At 60.4% G+C, this 20,982-nt stretch carries 19 protein-coding genes; all 19 read right to left on the bottom strand.

Annotated features, from left to right (window positions below; genetic code table 11):
* Nucleotides 1-36: 36 nt before the first annotated feature.
* Nucleotides 37-1,890, bottom strand: a complete 1,854-nt coding sequence (nuoL, locus tag RB216_RS17655; RefSeq protein ID WP_122683854.1) for an NADH-quinone oxidoreductase subunit L — start codon at nucleotides 1,888-1,890, stop codon at nucleotides 37-39.
* Nucleotides 1,887-2,195 (bottom strand): NADH-quinone oxidoreductase subunit NuoK, encoded by a 309-nt coding sequence (gene nuoK, locus RB216_RS17650; RefSeq protein ID WP_003174727.1) that lies wholly within the window; start codon nucleotides 2,193-2,195, stop codon nucleotides 1,887-1,889. The genes nuoL and nuoK overlap by 4 nt, the downstream gene beginning before the upstream one ends.
* A gap of 2 nt (nucleotides 2,196-2,197) precedes the next feature.
* On the bottom strand, nucleotides 2,198-2,701 hold the full coding sequence (nuoJ, locus tag RB216_RS17645; RefSeq protein WP_016974946.1) for an NADH-quinone oxidoreductase subunit J: 504 nt from the start codon (nucleotides 2,699-2,701) through the stop codon (nucleotides 2,198-2,200).
* 9 nt (nucleotides 2,702-2,710) lie between these two features.
* A complete protein-coding gene (gene nuoI, locus RB216_RS17640) occupies nucleotides 2,711-3,259 on the bottom strand; it encodes an NADH-quinone oxidoreductase subunit NuoI (RefSeq protein WP_003174725.1) in 549 nt (182 codons plus the stop codon).
* Nucleotides 3,260-3,270: 11 nt separating this feature from the next.
* Nucleotides 3,271-4,278, bottom strand: a complete 1,008-nt coding sequence (gene nuoH / locus RB216_RS17635) for an NADH-quinone oxidoreductase subunit NuoH (protein ID WP_017137518.1) — start codon at nucleotides 4,276-4,278, stop codon at nucleotides 3,271-3,273.
* The gene (gene nuoG / locus RB216_RS17630) at nucleotides 4,275-6,989 is read right to left on the bottom strand and encodes an NADH-quinone oxidoreductase subunit NuoG (protein WP_308907665.1); all 2,715 of its coding nucleotides are present in this window, start codon (nucleotides 6,987-6,989) and stop codon (nucleotides 4,275-4,277) included. The genes nuoH and nuoG overlap by 4 nt, the downstream gene beginning before the upstream one ends.
* Before the next feature lie 135 nt (nucleotides 6,990-7,124).
* Nucleotides 7,125-8,480 carry an NADH-quinone oxidoreductase subunit NuoF gene (nuoF, locus tag RB216_RS17625; RefSeq protein WP_028616806.1) on the bottom strand — a complete coding sequence of 452 codons (1,356 nt, stop codon included), beginning with the start codon at nucleotides 8,478-8,480 and terminating at the stop codon, nucleotides 7,125-7,127.
* Nucleotides 8,477-8,974, bottom strand: a complete 498-nt coding sequence (nuoE, locus tag RB216_RS17620) for an NADH-quinone oxidoreductase subunit NuoE (RefSeq protein WP_016975546.1) — start codon at nucleotides 8,972-8,974, stop codon at nucleotides 8,477-8,479. The genes nuoF and nuoE overlap by 4 nt, the downstream gene beginning before the upstream one ends.
* A gap of 2 nt (nucleotides 8,975-8,976) precedes the next feature.
* Nucleotides 8,977-10,761: an NADH-quinone oxidoreductase subunit C/D gene (gene nuoC / locus RB216_RS17615; RefSeq protein ID WP_028616805.1), complete on the bottom strand. Its 1,785-nt coding sequence runs from the start codon at nucleotides 10,759-10,761 to the stop codon at nucleotides 8,977-8,979.
* A gap of 72 nt (nucleotides 10,762-10,833) precedes the next feature.
* The gene (locus RB216_RS17610) at nucleotides 10,834-11,508 is read right to left on the bottom strand and encodes a NuoB/complex I 20 kDa subunit family protein (RefSeq protein ID WP_016975544.1); all 675 of its coding nucleotides are present in this window, start codon (nucleotides 11,506-11,508) and stop codon (nucleotides 10,834-10,836) included.
* Between the two features lie 10 nt (nucleotides 11,509-11,518).
* Nucleotides 11,519-11,932: an NADH-quinone oxidoreductase subunit A gene (locus tag RB216_RS17605; protein WP_003219575.1), complete on the bottom strand. Its 414-nt coding sequence runs from the start codon at nucleotides 11,930-11,932 to the stop codon at nucleotides 11,519-11,521.
* Nucleotides 11,933-12,588: 656 nt separating this feature from the next.
* Nucleotides 12,589-13,914: an isocitrate lyase gene (gene aceA, locus RB216_RS17600; protein WP_010458877.1), complete on the bottom strand. Its 1,326-nt coding sequence runs from the start codon at nucleotides 13,912-13,914 to the stop codon at nucleotides 12,589-12,591.
* 490 nt (nucleotides 13,915-14,404) lie between these two features.
* Nucleotides 14,405-15,142 (bottom strand): secretin N-terminal domain-containing protein, encoded by a 738-nt coding sequence (locus RB216_RS17595; RefSeq protein ID WP_308907664.1) that lies wholly within the window; start codon nucleotides 15,140-15,142, stop codon nucleotides 14,405-14,407.
* Between the two features lie 219 nt (nucleotides 15,143-15,361).
* Nucleotides 15,362-15,784, bottom strand: a complete 423-nt coding sequence (locus RB216_RS17590) for a GNAT family N-acetyltransferase (RefSeq protein ID WP_122683848.1) — start codon at nucleotides 15,782-15,784, stop codon at nucleotides 15,362-15,364.
* Complete coding sequence (locus tag RB216_RS17585) at nucleotides 15,777-16,943, bottom strand: ribosomal protein uL16 3-hydroxylase (RefSeq protein ID WP_038847892.1); 1,167 nt, start codon at nucleotides 16,941-16,943, stop codon at nucleotides 15,777-15,779. The genes RB216_RS17590 and RB216_RS17585 overlap by 8 nt, the downstream gene beginning before the upstream one ends.
* A gap of 84 nt (nucleotides 16,944-17,027) precedes the next feature.
* Nucleotides 17,028-18,398, bottom strand: coding sequence for an adenylosuccinate lyase (purB, locus tag RB216_RS17580; protein ID WP_028616801.1), 1,371 nt, complete (start codon nucleotides 18,396-18,398; stop codon nucleotides 17,028-17,030).
* A 125-nt stretch (nucleotides 18,399-18,523) separates the two neighbouring features.
* Nucleotides 18,524-19,147, bottom strand: a complete 624-nt coding sequence (gene hflD / locus RB216_RS17575) for a high frequency lysogenization protein HflD (protein ID WP_028616800.1) — start codon at nucleotides 19,145-19,147, stop codon at nucleotides 18,524-18,526.
* Entirely contained in the window at nucleotides 19,144-20,268 is a 1,125-nt protein-coding gene (mnmA, locus tag RB216_RS17570) for a tRNA 2-thiouridine(34) synthase MnmA (RefSeq protein WP_028616799.1), read from the bottom strand. Before mnmA ends, hflD begins: the two co-directional genes overlap by 4 nt.
* Nucleotides 20,269-20,327: 59 nt before the next feature.
* Complete coding sequence (locus RB216_RS17565) at nucleotides 20,328-20,774, bottom strand: NUDIX hydrolase (protein ID WP_028616798.1); 447 nt, start codon at nucleotides 20,772-20,774, stop codon at nucleotides 20,328-20,330.
* Between the last annotated feature and the right edge of the window lie 208 nt (nucleotides 20,775-20,982).

Below are 20,982 nucleotides of genomic sequence, written 5' to 3'. Positions count from 1 at the left end.
AGGCTCGTTTCCTTTCGCAAGTTCGCAAAGTTCATATCAGACCGCTACCACTACGATGGCGCCGATCACCAGCACGGCACCGGCCGCCATGGAAGCTGCATACCAACGCAATTGGCCCGTCTCGCTGCGGCTCAGGGCGGTGTGACCGGCCTTGGCAGCACGCGGGATCAAACCAATGGTCTGGTCGAGCGGGTCTTTACGCAGAATGTGGCTGATGGCCAGGTACGGTTTGACGAACAGTTTGTCGTAGATCCAGTCGAAGCCCCAGGCAGCGAACCACCAGGCCGAGAGGAAGCGGCCAATGCCACTGTTGGCCACGGCGGTCACGAAGCGACGCTTGCCGAGGAACAGCAGCGCGGCCAACAGGATACCGGCAATGGCGATGGCGCCCGAGGCGATTTCCAGGCTGTGCTGGGCTTCGCCGCCGGCATGGCCGACGCTTTGCGGCAGTACACCGTGCAGAGGCGGGGTGATCATGGCGCCGACGAAGGTCGACAGCACGATCAGCACCGACAATGGCAACCAGTGCGAAATGCCGTGGCCTGCGTGTGCTTCGGTCTTGGCTTCACCGTGGAAGGTGATGAAGATCAGGCGGAAGGTGTACAGCGAGGTCATGAACGCACCCACCAGGCCTGCGTACAGCAGGTTCTGGTTACCGCTGGCAAAGGCTTCCCAGAGGATTTCGTCTTTCGAGTAGAAACCGGCGGTCACCAGTGGCAGGGCGGCCAAGGCGGCACCACCGACGATGAAGCTGGCGTAGGCCAGTGGCAGTTTCTTCCACAGGCCGCCCATCTTGAAGATGTTCTGTTCGTGGTGGCAGGCAACGATCACCGCACCGGAAGCGAGGAACAGCAGGGCCTTGAAGAAGGCGTGGGTCATCAGGTGGAAGATCGCCGCGTCCCAGGCGCCAACGCCCAGGGCCAGGAACATGTAGCCGATCTGGCTCATGGTCGAGTAGGCGAGGATGCGCTTGATGTCGGTCTGCACCAGCGCGGCGAAGCCGGCCAGGACCAGGGTCACGCCGCCAACGATGCCCACCAGATGCAGGATATCCGGCGCCAGGGTGAACAGGCCGTGGGTACGCGCGATCAGGTAGACACCGGCGGTAACCATGGTTGCCGCGTGGATCAGTGCGGAAACAGGGGTAGGACCGGCCATCGCATCCGCCAGCCAGGTTTGCAGCGGCAGTTGCGCGGATTTACCCACGGCGCCGCCCAGCAGCATCAGGGTCGCCAGGGTGATCCAGAAGTCGCCAACCTGGAATTTCTGCGGTGCCAGCACCAGCAGTTCCTGGATATTCAGCGTGCCCACCTGTTGGAACAGGATGAACAGGCCGATGGCCATGAACACGTCGCCGATCCGGGTGACGATGAAGGCCTTGAGTGCCGCGTTACCGTTGTTGCGGTTGCTGTAGTAGAAACCGATCAACAGGTACGAGCACAGGCCCACGCCCTCCCAACCGAAGTACAGGAACAACAGGTTATCGCCCAGTACCAGGAACAGCATGCTGGCGATAAACAGGTTGGTGTACGAGAAGAAGCGCGAGTAACCGGCTTCACCGCGCATGTACCAGGACGCGAACAGGTGGATCAGGAAGCCCACACCCACCACCACGCCGAGCATGGTGATCGACAGACCGTCGACGTAGAGGGCGAAGTTGGGCTTGAAGCCCTCCACCGACATCCACTGCCATAGCACCAGGGTGTAGTGACCGCCTTCTGGCGGCGCCACGTTGAATTGCCAGATGACGTAGGCGGCCACAATGGCCGACAGGCCAATGGAGCCCACGCCGATCAAGGCCGAGAGGTTTTCCGACCAGCGCCCGCGAGAGAACGACAGCAGCAGGAAACCGATCAGGGGAAATACGAAAGTCAGAAAGATCATGTTCATCCGCGCATCTCACTGGCAGCGTCGATATCAAGCGTGTGGAAGCGACGATACAGTTGCAGCAGGATCGCCAGGCCGATACTGGCCTCGGCGGCTGCCAGGCTGATCACCAGGATGAACATGACTTGTCCATCCGGCTGGCCCCAACGTGCACCCGCTACGATGAACGCCAGTGCCGCGGCGTTCATCATGATTTCCAGGCTCATCAACACGAACAGAATGTTACGGCGAACCATCAGGCCGACCAGGCCAAGGCAGAACAGGATGCCGGCGACCGCCAGACCATGCTCCAAAGGGATAGCAGGCATCGTCATTGCTCCTTGGCTTCGTTGCGGCCCAAGTGGAAGGCGGTGATGGCTGCGGCGAGCAGCAGCATCGAAGCCAGTTCGACCACCAGCAGGTACGGGCCGAACAGGCTGATGCCCACGGCCTTCGCGTCTACGGTGGTGTGGCCGATGGCCTGGCCGCTCTGGTGAGCGAACAGCACATACAGCAGTTCACCCAGCAGCAGGGCTGCGAGGATAACCGGGCCGAGCCAGATGCCGGGCTTGAGCCAGACGCGTTCCTGGGCGACCGAAGCCGGTCCCAGGTTGAGCATCATCACCACAAACACGAACAGCACCATGATGGCGCCAGCGTAGGCGATCACTTCCAGCACACCGGCGAACGGTGCGCCGAGTGCGAAGAAGGTCATGGCCACGGCGATCAGCGAAATGATCAGGTAGAGCAGGGCGTGCACAGGATTGGTGTTGGTGATCACGCGAAGCGTGGACACCACTGCAATACCGGACGCGAAATAGAAAGCGAATTCCATCTTTCTTCCTTAAGGCAGCAAGCTCTTCACGTTGATCGGCTCGGCTTCGTTTTGTGCGGCGCCTTTCGGCTTACCGGCAACGGCCATACCTGCAACACGATAGAAGTTGTAATCAGGGTTTTTACCGGGACCAGAGATCAGCAGATCTTCTTTCTCGTACACCAGGTCCTGACGTTTGAACTCGGCCATCTCGAAATCCGGCGTGAGCTGGATCGCGGTGGTCGGGCAAGCTTCCTCGCAGAGGCCGCAGAAAATGCAGCGCGAGAAGTTGATGCGGAAGAAGTCCGGGTACCAGCGACCGTCTTCGGTTTCAGCTTTCTGCAGGGAGATGCAACCCACCGGGCACGCCACGGCGCACAGGTTGCAGGCTACGCAACGCTCTTCGCCATCGGGGTCGCGAGTCAGCACGATACGGCCGCGATAGCGCGGCGGCAGGTACACCGCTTCTTCCGGGTATTGCAGGGTGTCGCGTTTGCGGAAGCCGTGACCGAACACCATCACCAGGCTTCGCAACTGGGTACCGGTACCCTTAACGATGTCGCCAATATATTTGAACATGGGTCAAATCCTCACTGAACCGCGCCGGCTGGCGTGTTCAACAACACAACAGCAGCCGTCACCAGCAAATTGATCAGGGTCAGTGGCAGGCAGAAGCGCCAGCTGAAATCCATCACCTGGTCGTATCGTGGGCGCGGAATGGAAGCGCGCAGCAGGATAAACAACATGATGAAGAACGCGGTCTTCAGGAAGAACCAGAAGAACGCCAACTGCGGCAGGATGCCGAACGGACCGTGCCAGCCGCCGAAGAACAGCGTGACCAGCAGGGCCGAGATCAAGATGATGCCGATGTACTCACCGACGAAGAACATGCCCCATTTCATGCCGGCGTATTCGATGTGGTAGCCGTCGGCCAGTTCTTGTTCCGCTTCCGGCTGGTCGAACGGGTGACGGTGAGTCACGGCGACGCCAGCGATGAAGAAAGTACAGAAGCCGAAGAACTGCGGAATGATGAACCACAGGTTCTGCGCCTGGTACTCGACGATATCGCGCATGTTGAACGAGCCAACCTGCACCACGATGCCCATCAGCGCGAGGCCCATGAACACTTCGTAGGACACGGTCTGGGCCGAAGCCCGCAAGCTGCCCAGCAGGGCGAACTTGTTGTTGCTCGACCAACCGGCGAACAGCACCGCATAGACCGACAAACCGGCCATGGCGAAGAAGAACAACAAGCCGATGTTCAGGTCCGCCACGCCCCAGGTCGGGGTGATCGGGATGATCGCGAAGGCGATCAGCAAGGCGCTCATGGCCACGACCGGTGCCAGGGTGAAGATCACCTTGTCGGCAAACGGCGGGGTCCAGTCTTCCTTGAAGAACATTTTCAGCATGTCGGCCGCGATCTGGAACATACCGAACGGGCCAACGCGGTTCGGACCGTAACGGTCCTGCCACCAGCCCAGCAGGCGACGTTCGACGAAGCTGAGTAGGGCGCCCGCGACGACCACGGCCAACAAGATCACGATGGCCTTGACCACCGAGATGATCACGTCGATCACTTCAGGAGTGAACCAAGTCATTGCGCTGCCTCCTGCAGACCGTCAACGGTTTTGCCGAAGATCGCCGCTGGAATGCCGGCGATGCCTTTAGGCAGTGCAACCAGGCCAGCGCCCAGCTCTTCATTGATGCGCAGCGGCAGACGCAGGGTCTGGCCGGCCACGTTCAGGCTGAGCAGGGCGCCGTCGTTGACGCCCAGGCGGTCGGCTTCGGACTTGGCCAGGGAAACGTAGGCGGCTGGGATACGTTCTTGAACCGGTGCGGCTTTCGAAGAGTTCTCTTCGCTGCCGAACAGGTGGAAGAACGGCACAACCTGCCAGGTGCCTTGGGCCGGGTTGAACGGACGCGGTACGGCAGAGAACCAATTCAGCGAATCACCGGTGCTTTCGATCAGGCGCGTGCCCGGGTCGCCAGCTCGGATGTGACCACCGACTTCGTCCTGGAACTTGTTCCAGGCCTGCGGCGAGTTCCAGCCCGGCGACCAGGCGAACGGCACCTGTTGGCGCGGTTCGGCAGAGCCCGAGTAACCTTCCATGGAGAAGGCGAACGCGGTGTCCGGGTCTTGCGGAGTACGTGGCTCGTGCACGCTGATGTTGGCGCGCATGGCCGTACGCCCGGAGTAACGCAGCGGTTCACGGGCAAGCTTCATGCCCTTGATGCGGAACGCGGCGGACGGTGCAGCGTCGACGATACGTGCCAGTTGCGGCGCGCTCGCGGCGGCAGCGGCGGTGACGTGGTCGAGCTGGGTCCAGTCGATCGGCTGGTTCAGCAGGGTGGCGCGCAGGGCATGCAGCCAGCGCCAGCCTTCGTGAACCAGGATACTGGCGTCCATGTACTTCGGATCGAACACCTGGAAGAAGCGCTGGGCGCGGCCTTCCTGGCTGACCAGGGTACCGTCGCCCTCGGCAAAGGTGGCGGCTGGCAGCACCAGGTCGGCGCGCTCGCTGGTAGCGGTCTTCTGGTGGTCGGCAACGATCAGCACTTTGGCGGCGTTCAGCGCAGCGTCAACCTTGGCGGCATCGGTGCGGGTGTAAAGGTCGTTTTCCAGCACCACGATGGCGTCGGCATTGCCGTCGATCACCGCTTGCAGGGCCGCGTCCAGGGACTCGCCACCGAGCATGGCCAGGCCAAGGCTGTTGGCTTCCGGCACGACCAAGCTGATGGAACCGTTCTTGTCGCGCAGCTTCAGGGCCTTGGCGATGTTGGCAGCGGCTTCGATCAACGCCTTGGAACCCAACGAGGTGCCGGCAATGATCAATGGGCGCTTGGCCGCCAGCAGTGCGTCGGCGATACGCTGGGCCAGTTCAACGGCTTCAGCGTCCAGGCCTTCGACGGCAGGCGCGCTGGCGTCGAGGGCGTGGGCCACGGCGAAACCGATGCGGGCCAGGTCGTCCGGTGCTGCGTGCACACATTCTTCGGCGATGTCGTCGAGCTTGGTTTCAGCGATGCTTGCAATAAACAGCGGGTTCAGCGCGTGCTGGCCGATGTTTTTCACGGCGGCGTCGAGCCAAGGCTGGACGCGCATGGCGTCGGCCATGTCTTCGGCCTTGCCTTTGACCGACTGGCGCAGCGACAGGGCGATACGTGCGGCGGTCTGGGTCAGGTCTTCACCGAGCACGAAGATGGCGTCGTGGTCTTCAATGTCGCGCATGTTCGGCACCGGCAGCGGGCTGTCGTTCAGCACTTGCAGGACCAGGCGGATGCGCTCCAGCTCACCGGCTTCGATGCCGGAGTAGAAGTGCTCGGCGCCGACCAGCTCGCGCAACGCGTAGTTGCTTTCGAGGCTGGCGCGCGGCGAACCGATACCGACGATGTTACGCCCGCGCAGCAGGTCGGCGGCTTTATCCAGGGCGTCGTCCAGGCTCAGCTTGGCGCCATTGGCCAGCAGTGGCTGGCGTGGGCGGTCTTCGCGGTTGACGTAGCCGTAGCCGAAACGGCCACGGTCGCACAGGAAGTACTGGTTGACCGAACCGTTGAAGCGGTTTTCGATCCGACGCAGTTCACCGTAGCGCTCACCCGGGGAGATGTTGCAACCGCTGGAGCAGCCATGGCAGATGCTCGGGGCGAATTGCATGTCCCACTTACGGTTGTAGCGCTCGGAGTGAGTCTTGTCGGTGAATACACCGGTCGGGCAGACCTCGGTGAGGTTGCCGGAGAACTCGCTTTCGAGCACGCCGTCTTCAACGCGACCGAAGTACACGTTGTCGTGGGCGCCGAATACGCCGAGGTCGGTGCCGCCGGCGTAGTCTTTATAGAAGCGCACGCAACGGTAGCAGGCGATGCAGCGGTTCATTTCGTGGGAAATGAACGGGCCGAGGTCCTGGTTCTGGTGGGTACGCTTGGTGAAGCGATAACGGCGCTCGTTGTGGCCGGTCATCACCGTCATGTCTTGCAGGTGGCAGTGACCGCCTTCCTCACAGACTGGGCAGTCGTGAGGGTGGTTGGTCATCAGCCATTCGACAACGCTGGCGCGGAACGCCTTGGATTCATCATCGTCGATGGAGATCCAGGTGTTGTCGGTGGCTGGGGTCATGCAGGACATGACGATACGACCACGGGTGTCGTTCTCGTCGGTGTATTGCTTGACCGCACACTGGCGACAGGCACCGACGCTACCAAGCGCGGGATGCCAGCAGAAATACGGGATGTCGAGGCCTAGTGAGAGACATGCCTGTAACAGGTTGTCTGCCCCATCGACTTCGAGCGCTTTGCCGTCTACGTGGATAGTGGCCATGGTTCAAAGTTCTTCGTTGGCCCGTTGTCAGCGGGCGTGGCTAATGGAATCTTGTTATTCATGGGCATCAATACAGCCTTTACGGCGTCAGCCCATGAGAAAGCGAAGGGCACGGACCCTTCGCCTTTTAAAGCGTTACGCGCCGACTACGATCGGCTTTGCCAGAGGCGGGACGGCGGCGCTGGTAGGCGCGATGCCGGCTTCGAACTCCGAGCGGAAGTATTTGATTGCGCTGCCCAATGGCTCCACGGCGCCCGGTGCGTGAGCACAGAAGGTCTTGCCTGGGCCGAGGAAACCGACCAGGCCGAGCAGGGTTTCGATATCACCCTCGCGGCCTTCGCCATTTTCCAGGGCCATCAGCAGCTTCACGCTCCACGGCAGACCGTCGCGGCATGGGGTGCAGAAGCCGCAGGATTCACGGGCAAAGAACTGCTCCATGTTGCGCAGCAGCGAGACCATGTTCACCGTGTTGTCCACCGCCATCGCCAGGCCCGTACCCATCCGGGTGCCGACCTTGCCGATGCCGCCGGCATACATCTGTGCGTCGAGGTGCTCGGGCAACAGGAAACCGGTGCCGGCGCCGCCTGGCTGCCAGGCTTTCAAGGTGTAGCCGTCGCGCATGCCGCCGGCGTAGTCCTCGAAGAGCTCGCGGGCGGTCACGCCGAACGGCAGTTCCCACAGGCCAGGGTTCTTGACCTTGCCGGAGAAGCCCATGAGCTTGGTGCCCATGTCTTCGCTGCCTTCGCGGGCCAACGATTTGTACCAGTCCACGCCGTCGGCAATGATCGCCGGCACGTTGCACAGGGTTTCGACGTTGTTCACGCAAGTCGGCTTGCCCCACACGCCGACAGCGGCGGGGAAGGGCGGCTTGGAGCGCGGGTTGGCGCGGCGGCCTTCGAGGGAGTTGATCAGTGCGGTTTCTTCACCGCAGATGTAACGCCCGGCGCCGGTGTGCACGAACAGTTCGAAGTCAAAACCCGAACCGAGGATGTTCTTGCCCAACAAGCCAGCGGCCTTGGCTTCTTCCACAGCACGGTTGAGGTGCTTGGCGGCGGTGGTGTACTCGCCACGCAGGAAGATATAGCCACGGTAGGTTTTGAGCGCGCGGGCGCTGATCAGCATGCCTTCGATCAGCAGATGGGGCAGCTGCTCCATCAGCATGCGGTCTTTCCAGGTGTTCGGCTCCATTTCATCCGCGTTGCACAGCAGGTAGCGGATGTTGATGGATTCGTCCTTGGGCATCAGGCCCCACTTCACGCCCGTGGGGAAGCCTGCACCGCCGCGGCCTTTGAGGCCGGCGTCTTTCACGGTCTGGACGATATCGTCCTGGGCCATGTCGGCGAAGGCCTTGCGCGCAGCGGCGTAACCGTTCTTGGCTTGGTACTCGTCGAACCATACAGGCTCGGCATCGTCACGCAGGCGCCAGGTCAGGGGATGGGTCTCGGGCGAACGCTTGATCAGGTTGGCCGGGCCGAAAGATGTAAGGGTCATGGGTAGCCCTCGAGCAATTGGGTCACGCCAGTTGCCTGCACGTCACCGAATGTGTCGTCGTCGATCATCAACGCCGGCGCCTTGTCGCAGTTGCCCAGGCAGCACACTGGCAGCAGCGTGAAGCGGCCGTCAGGGGTGGTCTGGCCGAGGCCGATGCCCAGTTTGGTCTGGATCGCGTCAACCACCGATTCGTGGCCGCCGATGTAGCAGACCATGCTGTCGCACACGCGAATGATGTGGCGACCGACCGGCTGACGGAAGATCTGGCTGTAGAACGTGGCCACGCCTTCAACGTCGCTGGCAGGGATGCCGAGGATCTCGCCGATGGCGTAGAGCGCGCCGTCCGGCACCCAGCCACGTTCCTTCTGGACGATCTTCAGGGCTTCGATCGACGCCGCGCGCGGGTCTTCGTAGTGATGCAGCTCGTGCTCGATGGCCGAGCGCTCGGTTTCACTCAGGGTGAAACGGTCTGTCTGGATAAGCGTGCTGTTCATGCTTAGCGGTCCACGTCGGCCATAACGAAATCGATACTACCCAGGTACGCAATCAAGTCCGCGACCATCTCGCCTTTGATCACCGAAGGGATCTGCTGCAAGTGGGCAAAGCTTGGGGTACGGATCCGGGTGCGGTAGCTCATGGTGCCGCCATCGCTCGTCAGGTAATAACTGTTGATACCCTTGGTCGCTTCAATCATCTGGAAGGATTCGTTGGCCGGCATGACCGGGCCCCACGAAACTTGCAGGAAGTGCGTGATCAGGGTTTCGATGTGCTGCAGCGTGCGTTCTTTCGGCGGCGGCGTGGTCAGCGGGTGATCCGCCTTGTACGGGCCTGCCGGCATGTTGCGCATGCATTGCTCGATGATCTTCAGGCTCTGGCGCATTTCTTCGACGCGCACGATGCAACGGTCGTAGGCATCGCCATTGGCGGCCAGCGGGACTTCGAATTCGAAGTTTTCGTAGCCCGAGTAAGGACGCGCTTTACGCAGGTCGAAGTCGCAACCGGTGGACCGCAGGCCAGCACCGGTGACGCCCCATTCCAGCGCTTCTTTGGTGTTGTACTGGGCGACGCCAATGGTACGACCCTTGAGGATACTGTTATCCAGCGCAGCCTTTTGGTACTCGTCCAGACGCTTGGGCATCCAGTCGATGAATTCCTTGACCAGGCGCTCCCAGCCATTCGGCAGGTCGTGGGCCACGCCGCCGATGCGGTACCAGGCCGGGTGCAGGCGGAAGCCGGTGATGGCTTCGATGACCTTGTAGGCGCGCTGACGGTCGGTGAAGGTGAAGAACACCGGGGTCATGGCGCCGACGTCCTGGATATAGGTACCCAGGAACAGCAGGTGGCTGGTGATCCGGAAAAACTCGGCCATCATGATGCGGATGGTGTCGACGCGGTCGGGCACCTTGATACCGGCCAGCTTCTCGACCGAGAGCACGTACGGCAGGTTGTTCATCACGCCGCCGAGGTAGTCGATACGGTCGGTATACGGGATAAAGCTGTGCCAGGACTGACGCTCGGCCATCTTCTCGGCACCACGGTGGTGGTAGCCGATGTCCGGGACACAGTCGACGATTTCTTCGCCGTCCAGTTGCAGGATGATACGGAAGGCACCGTGAGCCGAAGGGTGGTTCGGGCCCAGGTTGAGGAACATGTAGTCCTCGTTGGTGCCAGAGCGTTTCATACCCCAGTCTTCCGGACGGAAACGCGCCGCTTCCTCTTCAAGCTGTTGCTTGGCGAGGTTGAGGCTGAACGGATCGAATTCGGTGGCGCGGGCAGGGAAGTCCTTGCGCAGCGGGTGACCTTCCCAGGTCGGCGGCATCATGATGCGCGTCAGGTGCGGGTGGCCCGGGAAGTCGATACCGAACATGTCCCAGACTTCTCGCTCGTACCAGCTGGCGTTCGGCCAGATACCGGTGACGGTCGGGACGCTCAAGTCGCTTTCGGACAGCGCGACCTTGATCATCACGTCGCTGTTACGTTCCAGCGACATCAAGTGGTAGAACACGGTGAAATCGGCGCCGCTCGGCAGGCCCTGGCGCTTGGTGCGCAGACGCTCGTCCACGCCATGCAGGTCATAGAGCATGACGTACGGCTTGGGCAGGTTGCGCAGGAAGGTCAGGACTTCGACGAGCTTGGCGCGCGCCACCCACAGCACCGGCATACCGGTGCGTGTGGCCTGGGCGGTGAAGGCGTCAGGGCCAAAACGGTTATTGAGTTCGACGACCACATCCTGGTCGTCTGCCTTATAAGGCGGGATGTACAGAGCGCTGCCTGTAGTCATGGTTTTTTTATCGCTTTCGGTCAACGTAAAGAATGAAGCCAGGTGTTCGTTCTATAAAAGAAGCGGTCTGGATCAGACTTCGTCAGGGCTGCGCAGATTGGTGACTGCGATTCGCTGTTCGCGGCGCTCTTCCTTTTGCGAAGGCATCTCGGCGCGGTACACGCCTTGATCGCCTACGACCCAGGAAAGCGGGCGACGCTCCTTGCCAATCGATTCCTGCAGCAGCATCAAGCCTTGCAGGAATGCTTCAGGGCGGGGCGGGCAGCCAGGCACGTAGACGTCCACGGGCAGGAACTTGTCCACCCCTTGAACGACGGAATAGATGTCGTACATGCCACCGGAGTTGGCGCACGAACCCATGGAGATAACCCACTTCGGCTCGAGCATTTGCTCGTAGAGACGCTGGATGATCGGCGCCATCTTGATAAAGCAGGTGCCGGCGATAACCATGAAATCCGCCTGACGCGGTGATGCCCGGATAACTTCGGCGCCAAAGCGTGCGATGTCATGGGGCGCCGTGAAGGCGGTGGTCATTTCCACGTAGCAGCAAGAAAGGCCGAAGTTGTACGGCCACAGGGAGTTTTTACGTCCCCAGTTGACCGCGCCACTCAGCACGTCTTCGAGCTTGCCCATGTAGATGTTTTTGTGGACTTGATCTTCTAACGGATCGGAAACGGTTTCCCGTTCGCCGATAGGGTATTGATCGTTAGGAGCATCCGGGTCGATCCTGGTGAGATTGTATTGCATCGCCAAAGCCTCATTGTTTCAGCTTCGCTTGCCGCTTACGACGAGCTTCCGGAGCCCAGTCAAGGGCGCCCACTCGGAATAGGTAGACAAGGCCTGCCAACAGAATTGCTATGAAAACGAGAGCTTCGACGAATCCGGTCCAGCCGCTTTCGCGGACGGACACAGACCAGGCAAAGAGAAAGAGGGCTTCGATATCGAAGATCACGAAGAGCATCGCGACCAGATAGAATTTGGCTGAGAGCCGCAAGCGGGCGCCACCTGTAGGCAGCATGCCGGATTCGAACGGTTCATTTTTGCTGCGGCCCCAGGCTTTTGACCCGAGGAGGCTGGAGACACCAAGCATGAAGGCGCAGAGGCCGACAACACCGAGGAGGAAAATGGCAAAGCCCCAGTTGTGGGCCATGAGTCCTGTCGCTTCGGTCATGCTGGAAATCCTTAACAGAGAGCAAAGGTCTCTGAGCTCGAAAAAGTAACGATGCAGTGACGATATGTCGCACTGCAATCAATCGCGGTGATTTTATGGCTAAACACCGGGCAAGTAAAATTCCTATAGCGAAATTATTCGATGGAATAAGGACATAGTGCACCTTCGTGGGGCTGTAGCCCTTGCGTGGCGGGCATTAGCGGGCATTTAATCAAATGTGTTTTGTTTAGCCAGTAACGAAGTTTTCATGCGCCAAATGATAATGAATATTGTTTGCGTGGGGTTTAAGCGAATGTTTCTCGTGTGGCGAGGGAAGTTGCCGTTACTTGCTAGAGTGTCGCTTAGTTGCTGACGGGGATCTTTTAACCGATCTGATCCACGCGAATACCGCTCTGGATCAATGTTTTGCACAAAATCATCAAGCTGAATGCATTCCCCTTGTGGGAGCGGGCTTGCTCGCGAAAGCGGTGTGCCCGGCAAAGATGTGCTGACTGAACCAGCGCTTTCGCGAGCAAGCCCGCTCCCACATTTGGATCGCGGTGCTTCAGATAGATTTGTGCGGGCAAAAAAAACGCCCCGAACGGGTCGGGGCGTGATTGTTGTGCGGCACTGCGGTTAGCTTTTGAACGGTTACGCAGTGGCCGTGTACGCGGTGCTTAGTGGAACTGCTCTTCTTCGGTCGACCCGGTCAGCGCGGTCACGGACGAGGTGCCGCCCTGGATCACGGTGGTCATGTCGTCGAAGTAGCCGGTGCCCACTTCCTGCTGGTGCGCCACGAAGGTGTAACCCTTCGATGCGTCAGCGAACTCCTGCTCTTGCAGCTTCACGTAGGCGGTCATGTCGTTGCGGGCGTAGTCGTGCGCCAGGTTGAACATGCTGTGCCACATGTTGTGGATGCCGGCCAGGGTGATGAACTGGTGCTTGTAGCCCATCGCGGACAGTTCGCGCTGGAACTTGGCGATGGTCGCGTCGTCCAGGTTTTTCTTCCAGTTGAAAGAAGGCGAGCAGTTGTAGGACAGCAGTTGGTCCGGGTATTCCTTCTTGATCGCTTCGGCGAAACGACGGGCTTCGTCCAGGTCCGGCTTGGCGGTTTCGCACCAGATCAGGTCGGCGTACGGCGCGTAGGCCAGGCCACGGGCAATCGCCTGGTCCAGGCCGGCACGTACCTTGTAGAAACCTTCCTGGGTGCGCTCGCCGGTCACGAACGGTTGGTCGTACGGGTCGCAGTCCGAAGTCAGCAGGTCAGCCGCGTTGGCATCGGTACGCGCCAGGATGATGGTAGGAGTACCGGCAACGTCAGCAGCCAAGCGGGCAGCGGTGAGCTTCTGTACCGCTTCCTGGGTCGGAACCAGTACCTTGCCGCCCATGTGGCCACATTTCTTCACGGATGCCAGTTGGTCTTCGAAGTGTACGCCGGCAGCGCCAGCCTCGATCATGCTCTTCATCAGCTCGTAGGCGTTCAGTACGCCGCCGAAACCGGCTTCAGCGTCAGCCACGATAGGCGCGAAGTAGTCGATATAACCTTCATCACCCGGGCCTTTACCGGCTTTCCACTGGATCTGGTCGGCACGACGGAACGAGTTGTTGATGCGCTTGACCACGGTTGGAACCGAATCCACCGGGTACAGCGATTGGTCGGGGTACATGGATTCAGCGGAGTTGTTGTCCGCTGCCACTTGCCAGCCGGACAGGTAGATTGCCTGGATACCGGCTTTCACCTGTTGCACTGCCTGGCCGCCAGTGAGGGCGCCCATGCAGTTGACGAAATCTTTGTCGGGACGGAAGGAAGGCTTGGCACCTTGGGTCACCAGGTTCCACAGCTTCTCGGCGCCGAGTTTTGCAAAGGTGTGCTCAGGTTGAACCGAGCCACGCAGGCGGACGACGTCAGCAGCGGAATAAGCGCGGGTCACGCCTTTCCAGCGTGGGTTTTCAGCCCAGTCTTTTTCGAGGGCTGCAATTTGCTGTTCGCGTGTCAGTGCCATGGAAGTAAACCTCGTCGCGTCTTCTTGTGGTGGAAAAATCCATTTGCCAGCCCTGCATTCAAATGCGTGGGCAGGGCTGCTCGCTGACCAGAAGCTTAGGCGGTCATGTCGGGTCTGGCGGGGAATGCGACGGGATGAACGATTGGCGAGAGGGGCGGTAGGTAAAGGCGGGCCGCGAACAGTCTGAGGGCGTCGTGGGCCCTTGGGTGTTCAACAGCGTGTAGCCGGGTTACCTGGTTAGCTTCCGTCCCTCGGGACAACTTCGTTCCAGTCGCAACCTCGTCAAACACGCCTTGTGGGCGGTACAGACACGAATCGGCTCAGGTGGGTAGCTTAGAGCGGCGATCCGAAGGCCCTTGCCAGGGCCCCTGATTAGCGGGAGCGAGGCCATCATGCCCATGCTTTTTTGGATCGTCAAATGTTTTGTAGTGCTTTTTTTCAAGCACTACATCTTTAGTCTAATACGACTCATCAGTCAGTTTTTGGTGCTTCAGTTCAGGGTGTCGACCTTCACCCGTACAGTCAGGTCTTCGCGGCCTTGAGTAGAGTAGCTGCGGGTTGTAGAGGATTTGTCGGCCTGGGTTTCGCGATTGATGCCGGCCAGGGGAATCCATTCGCCTAGTCGCCCGCTGACGGTTGTGTCGGTACTTTGTACATTCACTACATCGGGACGTTCCTGGCTCATGCGGTCACGGTTGGTACTGATCGCCAGGTGCACGGTTTCGCCAGTGACGCTGGCCGTCACGTAGAACCCCTGGGTGACGTTGCGATACTGGGTCTGGTTTTGCAGGCGGCCGTAGCTGTCTTGCTGGGTGGTGGTCAGCGGTACGCTCTGGCCGACCTGGATCAGCGCGGGCACGCCTTCGCTGGCCTGGATCTGCTGGACGCCACCGTCACGACTGGCGGTGCCGTAGCTGATGATGCGCGTCTGGCTGTCGCCGCTGTTCTGCTGATTGTTTTCGTTGGTGTCGACGGTGATCAGCAGGCGTTTGGCGGGAGTGTCGAGTTGAGAGAGCAGGGCGCGCAGGTCCTGGATTTTGGCGGGGTCGGCATTCACGATCAACTGGTTGCCGTAGGCGCTGACGGTGCCGTCCTTGCCGATGAAATTCTGCGCTACGGGGAGCAGGTCGGCGCTGGTGCGGTTGCTCAGGTTGACGACTTCGGTGTCAGCCATGGCTGAAACGCTGGCGGTCAGGAGGAGGGCGGTGAGCAGGGTGCGTAGGGACATGTCCGTTATCTCTGCGAGTCATTTAGGCTGGATAGTGCCAGTTTGTCGGCCTGGCAGGTCGCAAATTGAATCGTAGACGGCAAAATGCCCTGGCAGTGCAGGGCATTTTGGGTGTTGCTGAAGTAGCCTTCGCGAGCAAGCCCGCTCCCACATTCGACCGCATTCCAAAGAGTGCACTCGGTCAAATGTGGGAGCGGGCTTGCTCGCGAACGAGACAGCTCAGTGCCCGCGCACCATGTCCACATGCGGAATCCCGACTTCAAGGAATTCTTCACTGACGATCTTGAAGCCCAGTCGCTCATAGAACGGCGCCGCATACACCTGCGCACTCAGGAACTGCTTGGTCTGGCCGCGCTGCTCGGCCACGCCGATCACCGCTTCCATCAGCTTGTCGCCGACCTTCAAGCCGCGCCAGTCCTTGAGTACCGAAACGCGTCCGATCTCGCCACTGGGCAGCAGGCGCGCGGTACCAATCGGAAAATCGCCTTCGAATGCAAGGAAATGCACAGCGCCGGCGTCATCCGCGTCCCACTCCAGCTCCGGTGGAACCGATTGTTCAGCGATAAACACCGCTTCACGAATGCGCCGAATCTCGGCGATATCCTTTTGCCAGTCCGCGACACTTACGTGAATTTTATTCATCGGCAAATCCCAGGCTTCCTTGCTTGACCAGTTCGCACAGCAGATCGCGACCGTCTTCGTCCGCCAGCCACGGGCCGAGGTTTTCGGCATGCAGGGCGTCGGCGGCGCAGATCAGCTTGAGCAGTTCACGCAGCTTGCCCGGCAGGTAGCGGCTCTGGCCGCTGGCGAACAACAGCACGTCGTCGTCGACTTCCGACCAGGCCATGCGCGCGCTCGGGTTGCGCACCAGGATCGCGCCGTCTTGCAGGGCGCTGATGAAGTCTTCTTCGCCCAGTTCCTCGCCGGCTACCAGTTCAGGATAGCGTGGTTCGGTCATGAACTGGCCGAACCAGGTCAGCAGCATGCGCTCGTCGCTCATGTGCTCGGCCAGCAGGCTCTTGAGGCGGTCCAGCGCGTCGCCCTGGATCTGGTGCGGGTCGCTGACCGGCTGGGCGTCGGCGTCGGTGTAGCGTTCTTCGTCAGTCAGGTACTGGCTGAGGAAGTCGGTGAAGTGGGTCAGCACTTCGGCGGCGCTTGGAGCGCGGAAACCGACGGAGTAGGTCATGCAGTCATCTTCGGCAATGCCGAAGTGCGCCAGGCGTGGCGGCAGGTAGAGCATATCGCCCGGTTCCAGGACCCACTCAGCGCTCTCTTCGAATTCGGCGAGGATGCGCAGGTCGGCGTGCTGCAGCAGCGGGCTTTCCGAGTTGCACATCTGGCCGATCTTCCAGTTGCGCTTGCCTTGGGCTTGCAGCAGGAACACATCGTAGTTGTCGAAGTGTGGACCCACGCTGCCGCCGGGCGCGGCGAAGCTGATCATCACGTCGTCGATGCGCCAGCTTGGCAGGAAGCGGAACTGCTCCAGCAATTCGGCCACTTCCGGCACGAATTGGTCGACGGCCTGCACCAGCAGGGTCCACTCGCGCTCAGGCAGGGTACTGAAGGCATCTTCAGCAAACGGGCCGCGGCGCAGTTCCCACGGACGCTCGCCGTGTTCGATCACCAGGCGCGATTCGACTTCTTCTTCCAGGGCCAGGCCGGCCAGTTCGTCGGCGTCGATCGGGCTTTCGAAATCAGGGATGGCCTGACGGATCAGCAGCGGCTTTTTCTGCCAGTAGTCGCGCAGGAATTCCCGTGCCGTGATGCCGCCCAGAAGTTGAAGAGGGATATCAGGATTCATGTGTAACCTATTGAAAGAAAGCACTTTTCAGACTGGAATAAAAACGCCCGGCGCGGCCGGGCGTCTCAAAGGGTCAAGCAACGATCAGATGCGCTTGGCTTGCTCTACAGCGTTGCCGATGTAGTTGGCCGGGGTGAGCAGTTTCAGCTCGGCCTTGGCCGCGGCTGGCATGTCCAGGCCATCGATGAAAGTCTGCAGTGCTTCAGGGCTGATGCCCTTGCCGCGCGTCAATTCTTTCAGCTTCTCGTACGGGTTTTCGATGTTGTAGCGACGCATCACGGTCTGGATCGGCTCGGCCAAGACTTCCCAGCACGCGTCCAGGTCAGCGGCGATCTTCTGCTCGTTGAGCTCCAGCTTGCTGATGCCTTTGAGGCTGGCTTCGTACGCGATCACGCTGTGAGCGAAGCCCACGCCGAGATTGCGCAGTACGGTGGAGTCGGTCAGGTCGCGCTGCCAGCGGGAGATCGGCAACTTGCTGGCCAGGTGCTGGAACAGTGCGTTGGCGATGCCGAGGTTGCCTTCGGAGTTTTCGAAGTCGATCGGGTTGACCTTGTGCGGCATGGTCGACGAACCGATTTCACCGGCAATGGTGCGCTGCTTGAAGTAGCCCAGGGAGATGTAGCCCCAGATATCGCGATCGAAGTCGATCAGGATGGTGTTGAAGCGCGCAATGGCGTCGAACAGCTCGGCAATGTAGTCGTGGGGTTCGATCTGCGTGGTGTACGGGTTGAAGCCCAGGCCCAGTTCGTCTTCTATGAAGGCGCGGGCGTTGGCTTCCCAGTCAATCTCAGGGTAGGCCGAGATGTGGGCGTTGTAGTTGCCCACGGCGCCGTTGATCTTGCCCAGCAGCGGTACGGCAGCGACTTGAGCGATCTGGCGCTCCAGGCGGTACACCACGTTGGCCAGTTCTTTGCCCAGGGTAGTCGGCGAAGCCGGTTGGCCGTGGGTGCGCGACAGCATCGGCACGTCGGCGAAGCGGATAGCCAGCTCGCGGATGGCGTTGGCGGTCTGGCGCATCAGCGGCAGCATCACGTCATCACGGCCTTCGCGCAGCATCAGCGCGTGGGACAGGTTGTTGATGTCCTCGCTGGTGCAGGCAAAGTGGATGAACTCGCTGACCTGGGCCAGTTCCGGCAGCTTGGCCGCTTGCTCTTTGAGCAGGTATTCGATGGCTTTGACGTCGTGGTTGGTGGTGCGCTCGATCTCTTTCACACGCTCGGCGTGCTCCAGGGAGAAGTTTTCCGCCAGGGTGTTGAGCACAGCGTTGGCTTGCGCGGAGAACGCCGGCACTTCGCTGATGGCGGGATGAGCGGCCAAGCGCTGGAGCCAACGCACTTCAACCAGTACACGAGCACGGATCAGGCCGTATTCGCTGAAAATAGGGCGCAGGGCCTGGGTTTTGCCGGCGTAGCGGCCGTCTACAGGGGAAACCGCAGTGAGCGAAGAGAGCTGCATGGGGTGTTCTCGGACAGTCGGGCAACGAAATGGGGCGCGTATCATACATGAAAAAATCCGCCGGTCCGTTGCCAACTGACCGGCGTATTACGCGTAACGGCTTGAAAAAGGCCTGCTGGTGCGACTTATTCGTTGCGCATCAACGGGTAAAGCTCTTTGAGCAATTTGCGACGACTGATCACCAATTGCCAACGATGACCGCCCAACTGGCGCCATAACCGCGCCGAACGAATGCCGGCCAGGAGCAGGGCGCGGATTTTCGAGGCGTTGTTCGGTTGCTGCAGGTTGCGCATGTCGCCGTGGACCTGGATGCGTTGGCGCAAGGTGCTCAAGGTGTCCTGGTACAGCGCACCACAGGCCGCGATCACGTTTTCGTGGGCTGGGCCGAAGTGTTCCACCTGGGATTGAATCTGTGGCAAGCGCTTGCCGATGACCTCCAGCATGTCGTCGCGCTTGGCCAGTTGACGCTCAAGACCGAGCATCGACAGGGCGTAGCGCAGCGGCTCGCGCTGCAGGGTGCTGGGGTCGCGTTCCAGTGCGCCGATCAACGCGCGATAGCCTTCACGCAGCGCGAGGTCGTCGCCGCCGTAGACTTCCAACGTGTCCTTGGGGTCACGGATCAGCAGGCTGCCGAGCATGCAGGTCAGGCCGGCCTCGGTGACCTGGCCGGTCTTGGCGATCTTGTCCACCAGTACAGCGGCGAGAAAGACCCCACCTAGCGCTGTCAATTGCTCCTGGGTCGGGCTCATGCCGATTTGCTCCAGGCTTCGGCCACTTCAATCACGCCGCCGCCCAGGCAGATTTCGCCGTCGTAGAACACCACGGACTGGCCAGGCGTCACCGCGCGTTGCGGGTCATCAAAGGTGGCGCGGTAGCCGGTGGCAGTTTTTTCCAGGGTGCAAGGCTGGTCGCTCTGGCGATAGCGCACTTTGGCGGTCAGGCGGCGCGGGGTGCTCAGGTCGATCGGGTTGACCCAATAGATTTCCGAAGCCAGCAGGGCGCCGGAGAACAGCAGCGGATGCTCGTTGCCTTGGCCGACGATCAGCACGTTGTTTTCCAGGTCCTTGACCAGCACGTACCACGGTTCTTCACCGGCATCTTTCAAGCCGCCGATGCCCAGGCCCTGGCGTTGGCCGATGGTGTGGTACATCAAGCCATGGTGACGGCCGATGACTTCACCTTCGGTGGTATGGATTTCGCCCGGTTGCGCCGGCAGGTACTGCTTGAGGAAGTCGCTGAAGCGGCGCTCGCCGATAAAGCAGATCCCGGTGGAATCCTTCTTCTTGGCGGTGGCCAGGCCGTGTTTCTCGGCGATCTTGCGCACTTCGGGTTTTTCCAGCTCGCCCACCGGGAACAGGGTCTTGGCGATCTGTTCACCGCCGACGGCGTGCAGGAAGTAGCTCTGGTCCTTGTTCGGGTCCAGGCCCTTGAGCAGCTCGGTGCGGCCATCGATATCGCGGCGGCGTACGTAGTGGCCAGTGGCGATCAGGTCGGCGCCGAGCATCATGGCGTAGTCGAGAAACGCCTTGAACTTGATTTCACGGTTGCACAGGATATCCGGGTTCGGCGTGCGGCCTGCCTTGTATTCGGCCAGGAAGTGCTCGAACACATTGTCCCAGTACTCAGCGGCGAAGTTGGCGGTGTGCAGCTTGATACCGATCTTGTCACACACGGCCTGGGCGTCCGCAAGGTCGTCCATGGCGGTGCAGTATTCCGTTCCATCGTCTTCTTCCCAGTTCTTCATGAACAGGCCTTCCACCTCATAACCCTGCTCCATGAGCAGAACGGCGGAAACGGAAGAATCCACGCCGCCGGACATGCCGACGATGACGCGCTTCTTTTGTGTGTCAGAAGGGGCTGGATCACGCATAGGGTTTCAACGGGTGTCTTGAAAAAGGACGCGATTCTATCAGGCTCAGGCCTTCAAGGCTAAAGAGAAGGGCGGATCAATTCGAGGCTGTGGCGCTGGCCGGCCAGATAATCATCGATACAGCGGATGATCAGCTCGCTGCGCCAGTCGTCGCGCAGCTCCATCAGTTCGTCGCGGGTCAGCCAGCGGGCACGCAGTATGCCTTCGTCGAGTTGATAGTCAGGGTGGTGTTTCAGGGCTTTGGCGATGAAGCACACACGCTGGTAGGTCACGCCATTGCTGGGGGCGGTGTACAGGTAAATGCCGACGATGCCGGTGGCTTCGACGTCCCAGCCGGTTTCTTCGAGGGTTTCGCGGATGGCAGCTTCGGTCAGGGTTTCGTGTGGGTCGAGGTGGCCGGCAGGCTGATTCAATACCGCGCGGCCGCCTTTGAGCTCTTCGACCATCAGAAAGCGGCCGTTGTCTTCGACGATGGTGGCGACAGTAATGTGGGGTTGCCAGGTCATGGAAAGTCTCAATGAAGAATGCGACGCGGTCTTTGGGCAGGATTGCAGTCAATGTGGGAGCGGGCTTGCTCGCGAATGCAGAGTGTCAGTCGCTGCAGGTGTAGGCTGACCACCGCATTCGCGAGCAAGCCCGCTCCCACATTTTGATTCAGTTTTTTCAGTTAAAGAGTAAAAACAGAAACCCCGGCACAGGGCCGGGGCTTTTTTG

Origin of the sequence: Pseudomonas canadensis (assembly GCF_030980095.1) — a bacterium.
Taxonomy (GTDB): Bacteria; Pseudomonadota; Gammaproteobacteria; order Pseudomonadales; family Pseudomonadaceae; genus Aquipseudomonas; species Aquipseudomonas canadensis.
The sequence above is the reverse complement of the archived record's forward strand: the minus strand, read 5'-3'. Positions and strand labels throughout refer to the sequence as shown.

What these genes read in the sequence shown, in the direction of transcription:
- nuoI (WP_003174725.1), bottom strand. Translation starts at nt 3,259, where the DNA reads ATGTTCAAATATATTGGCGACATCGTTAAGGGTACCGGTACCCAGTTG.
- nuoG (WP_308907665.1), bottom strand. Translation starts at nt 6,989, where the DNA reads ATGGCCACTATCCACGTAGACGGCAAAGCGCTCGAAGTCGATGGGGCA.
- nuoE (WP_016975546.1), bottom strand. Translation starts at nt 8,974, where the DNA reads ATGAACAGCACGCTTATCCAGACAGACCGTTTCACCCTGAGTGAAACC.
- mnmA (WP_028616799.1), bottom strand. Translation starts at nt 20,268, where the DNA reads ATGCGTGATCCAGCCCCTTCTGACACACAAAAGAAGCGCGTCATCGTC.
- nuoC (WP_028616805.1), bottom strand. Translation starts at nt 10,761, where the DNA reads ATGACTACAGGCAGCGCTCTGTACATCCCGCCTTATAAGGCAGACGAC.
- nuoJ (WP_016974946.1), bottom strand. Translation starts at nt 2,701, where the DNA reads ATGGAATTCGCTTTCTATTTCGCGTCCGGTATTGCAGTGGTGTCCACG.
- hflD (WP_028616800.1), bottom strand. Translation starts at nt 19,147, where the DNA reads ATGAGCCCGACCCAGGAGCAATTGACAGCGCTAGGTGGGGTCTTTCTC.
- nuoL (WP_122683854.1), bottom strand. Translation starts at nt 1,890, where the DNA reads ATGAACATGATCTTTCTGACTTTCGTATTTCCCCTGATCGGTTTCCTG.
- nuoK (WP_003174727.1), bottom strand. Translation starts at nt 2,195, where the DNA reads ATGCCTGCTATCCCTTTGGAGCATGGTCTGGCGGTCGCCGGCATCCTG.
- RB216_RS17565 (WP_028616798.1), bottom strand. Translation starts at nt 20,774, where the DNA reads ATGACCTGGCAACCCCACATTACTGTCGCCACCATCGTCGAAGACAAC.
- purB (WP_028616801.1), bottom strand. Translation starts at nt 18,398, where the DNA reads ATGCAGCTCTCTTCGCTCACTGCGGTTTCCCCTGTAGACGGCCGCTAC.
- nuoH (WP_017137518.1), bottom strand. Translation starts at nt 4,278, where the DNA reads ATGACTTGGTTCACTCCTGAAGTGATCGACGTGATCATCTCGGTGGTC.
- RB216_RS17595 (WP_308907664.1), bottom strand. Translation starts at nt 15,142, where the DNA reads ATGTCCCTACGCACCCTGCTCACCGCCCTCCTCCTGACCGCCAGCGTT.
- RB216_RS17610 (WP_016975544.1), bottom strand. Translation starts at nt 11,508, where the DNA reads ATGCAATACAATCTCACCAGGATCGACCCGGATGCTCCTAACGATCAA.
- RB216_RS17585 (WP_038847892.1), bottom strand. Translation starts at nt 16,943, where the DNA reads ATGAATCCTGATATCCCTCTTCAACTTCTGGGCGGCATCACGGCACGG.
- RB216_RS17605 (WP_003219575.1), bottom strand. Translation starts at nt 11,932, where the DNA reads ATGACCGAAGCGACAGGACTCATGGCCCACAACTGGGGCTTTGCCATT.
- aceA (WP_010458877.1), bottom strand. Translation starts at nt 13,914, where the DNA reads ATGGCACTGACACGCGAACAGCAAATTGCAGCCCTCGAAAAAGACTGG.
- nuoF (WP_028616806.1), bottom strand. Translation starts at nt 8,480, where the DNA reads ATGACCCTTACATCTTTCGGCCCGGCCAACCTGATCAAGCGTTCGCCC.
- RB216_RS17590 (WP_122683848.1), bottom strand. Translation starts at nt 15,784, where the DNA reads ATGAATAAAATTCACGTAAGTGTCGCGGACTGGCAAAAGGATATCGCC.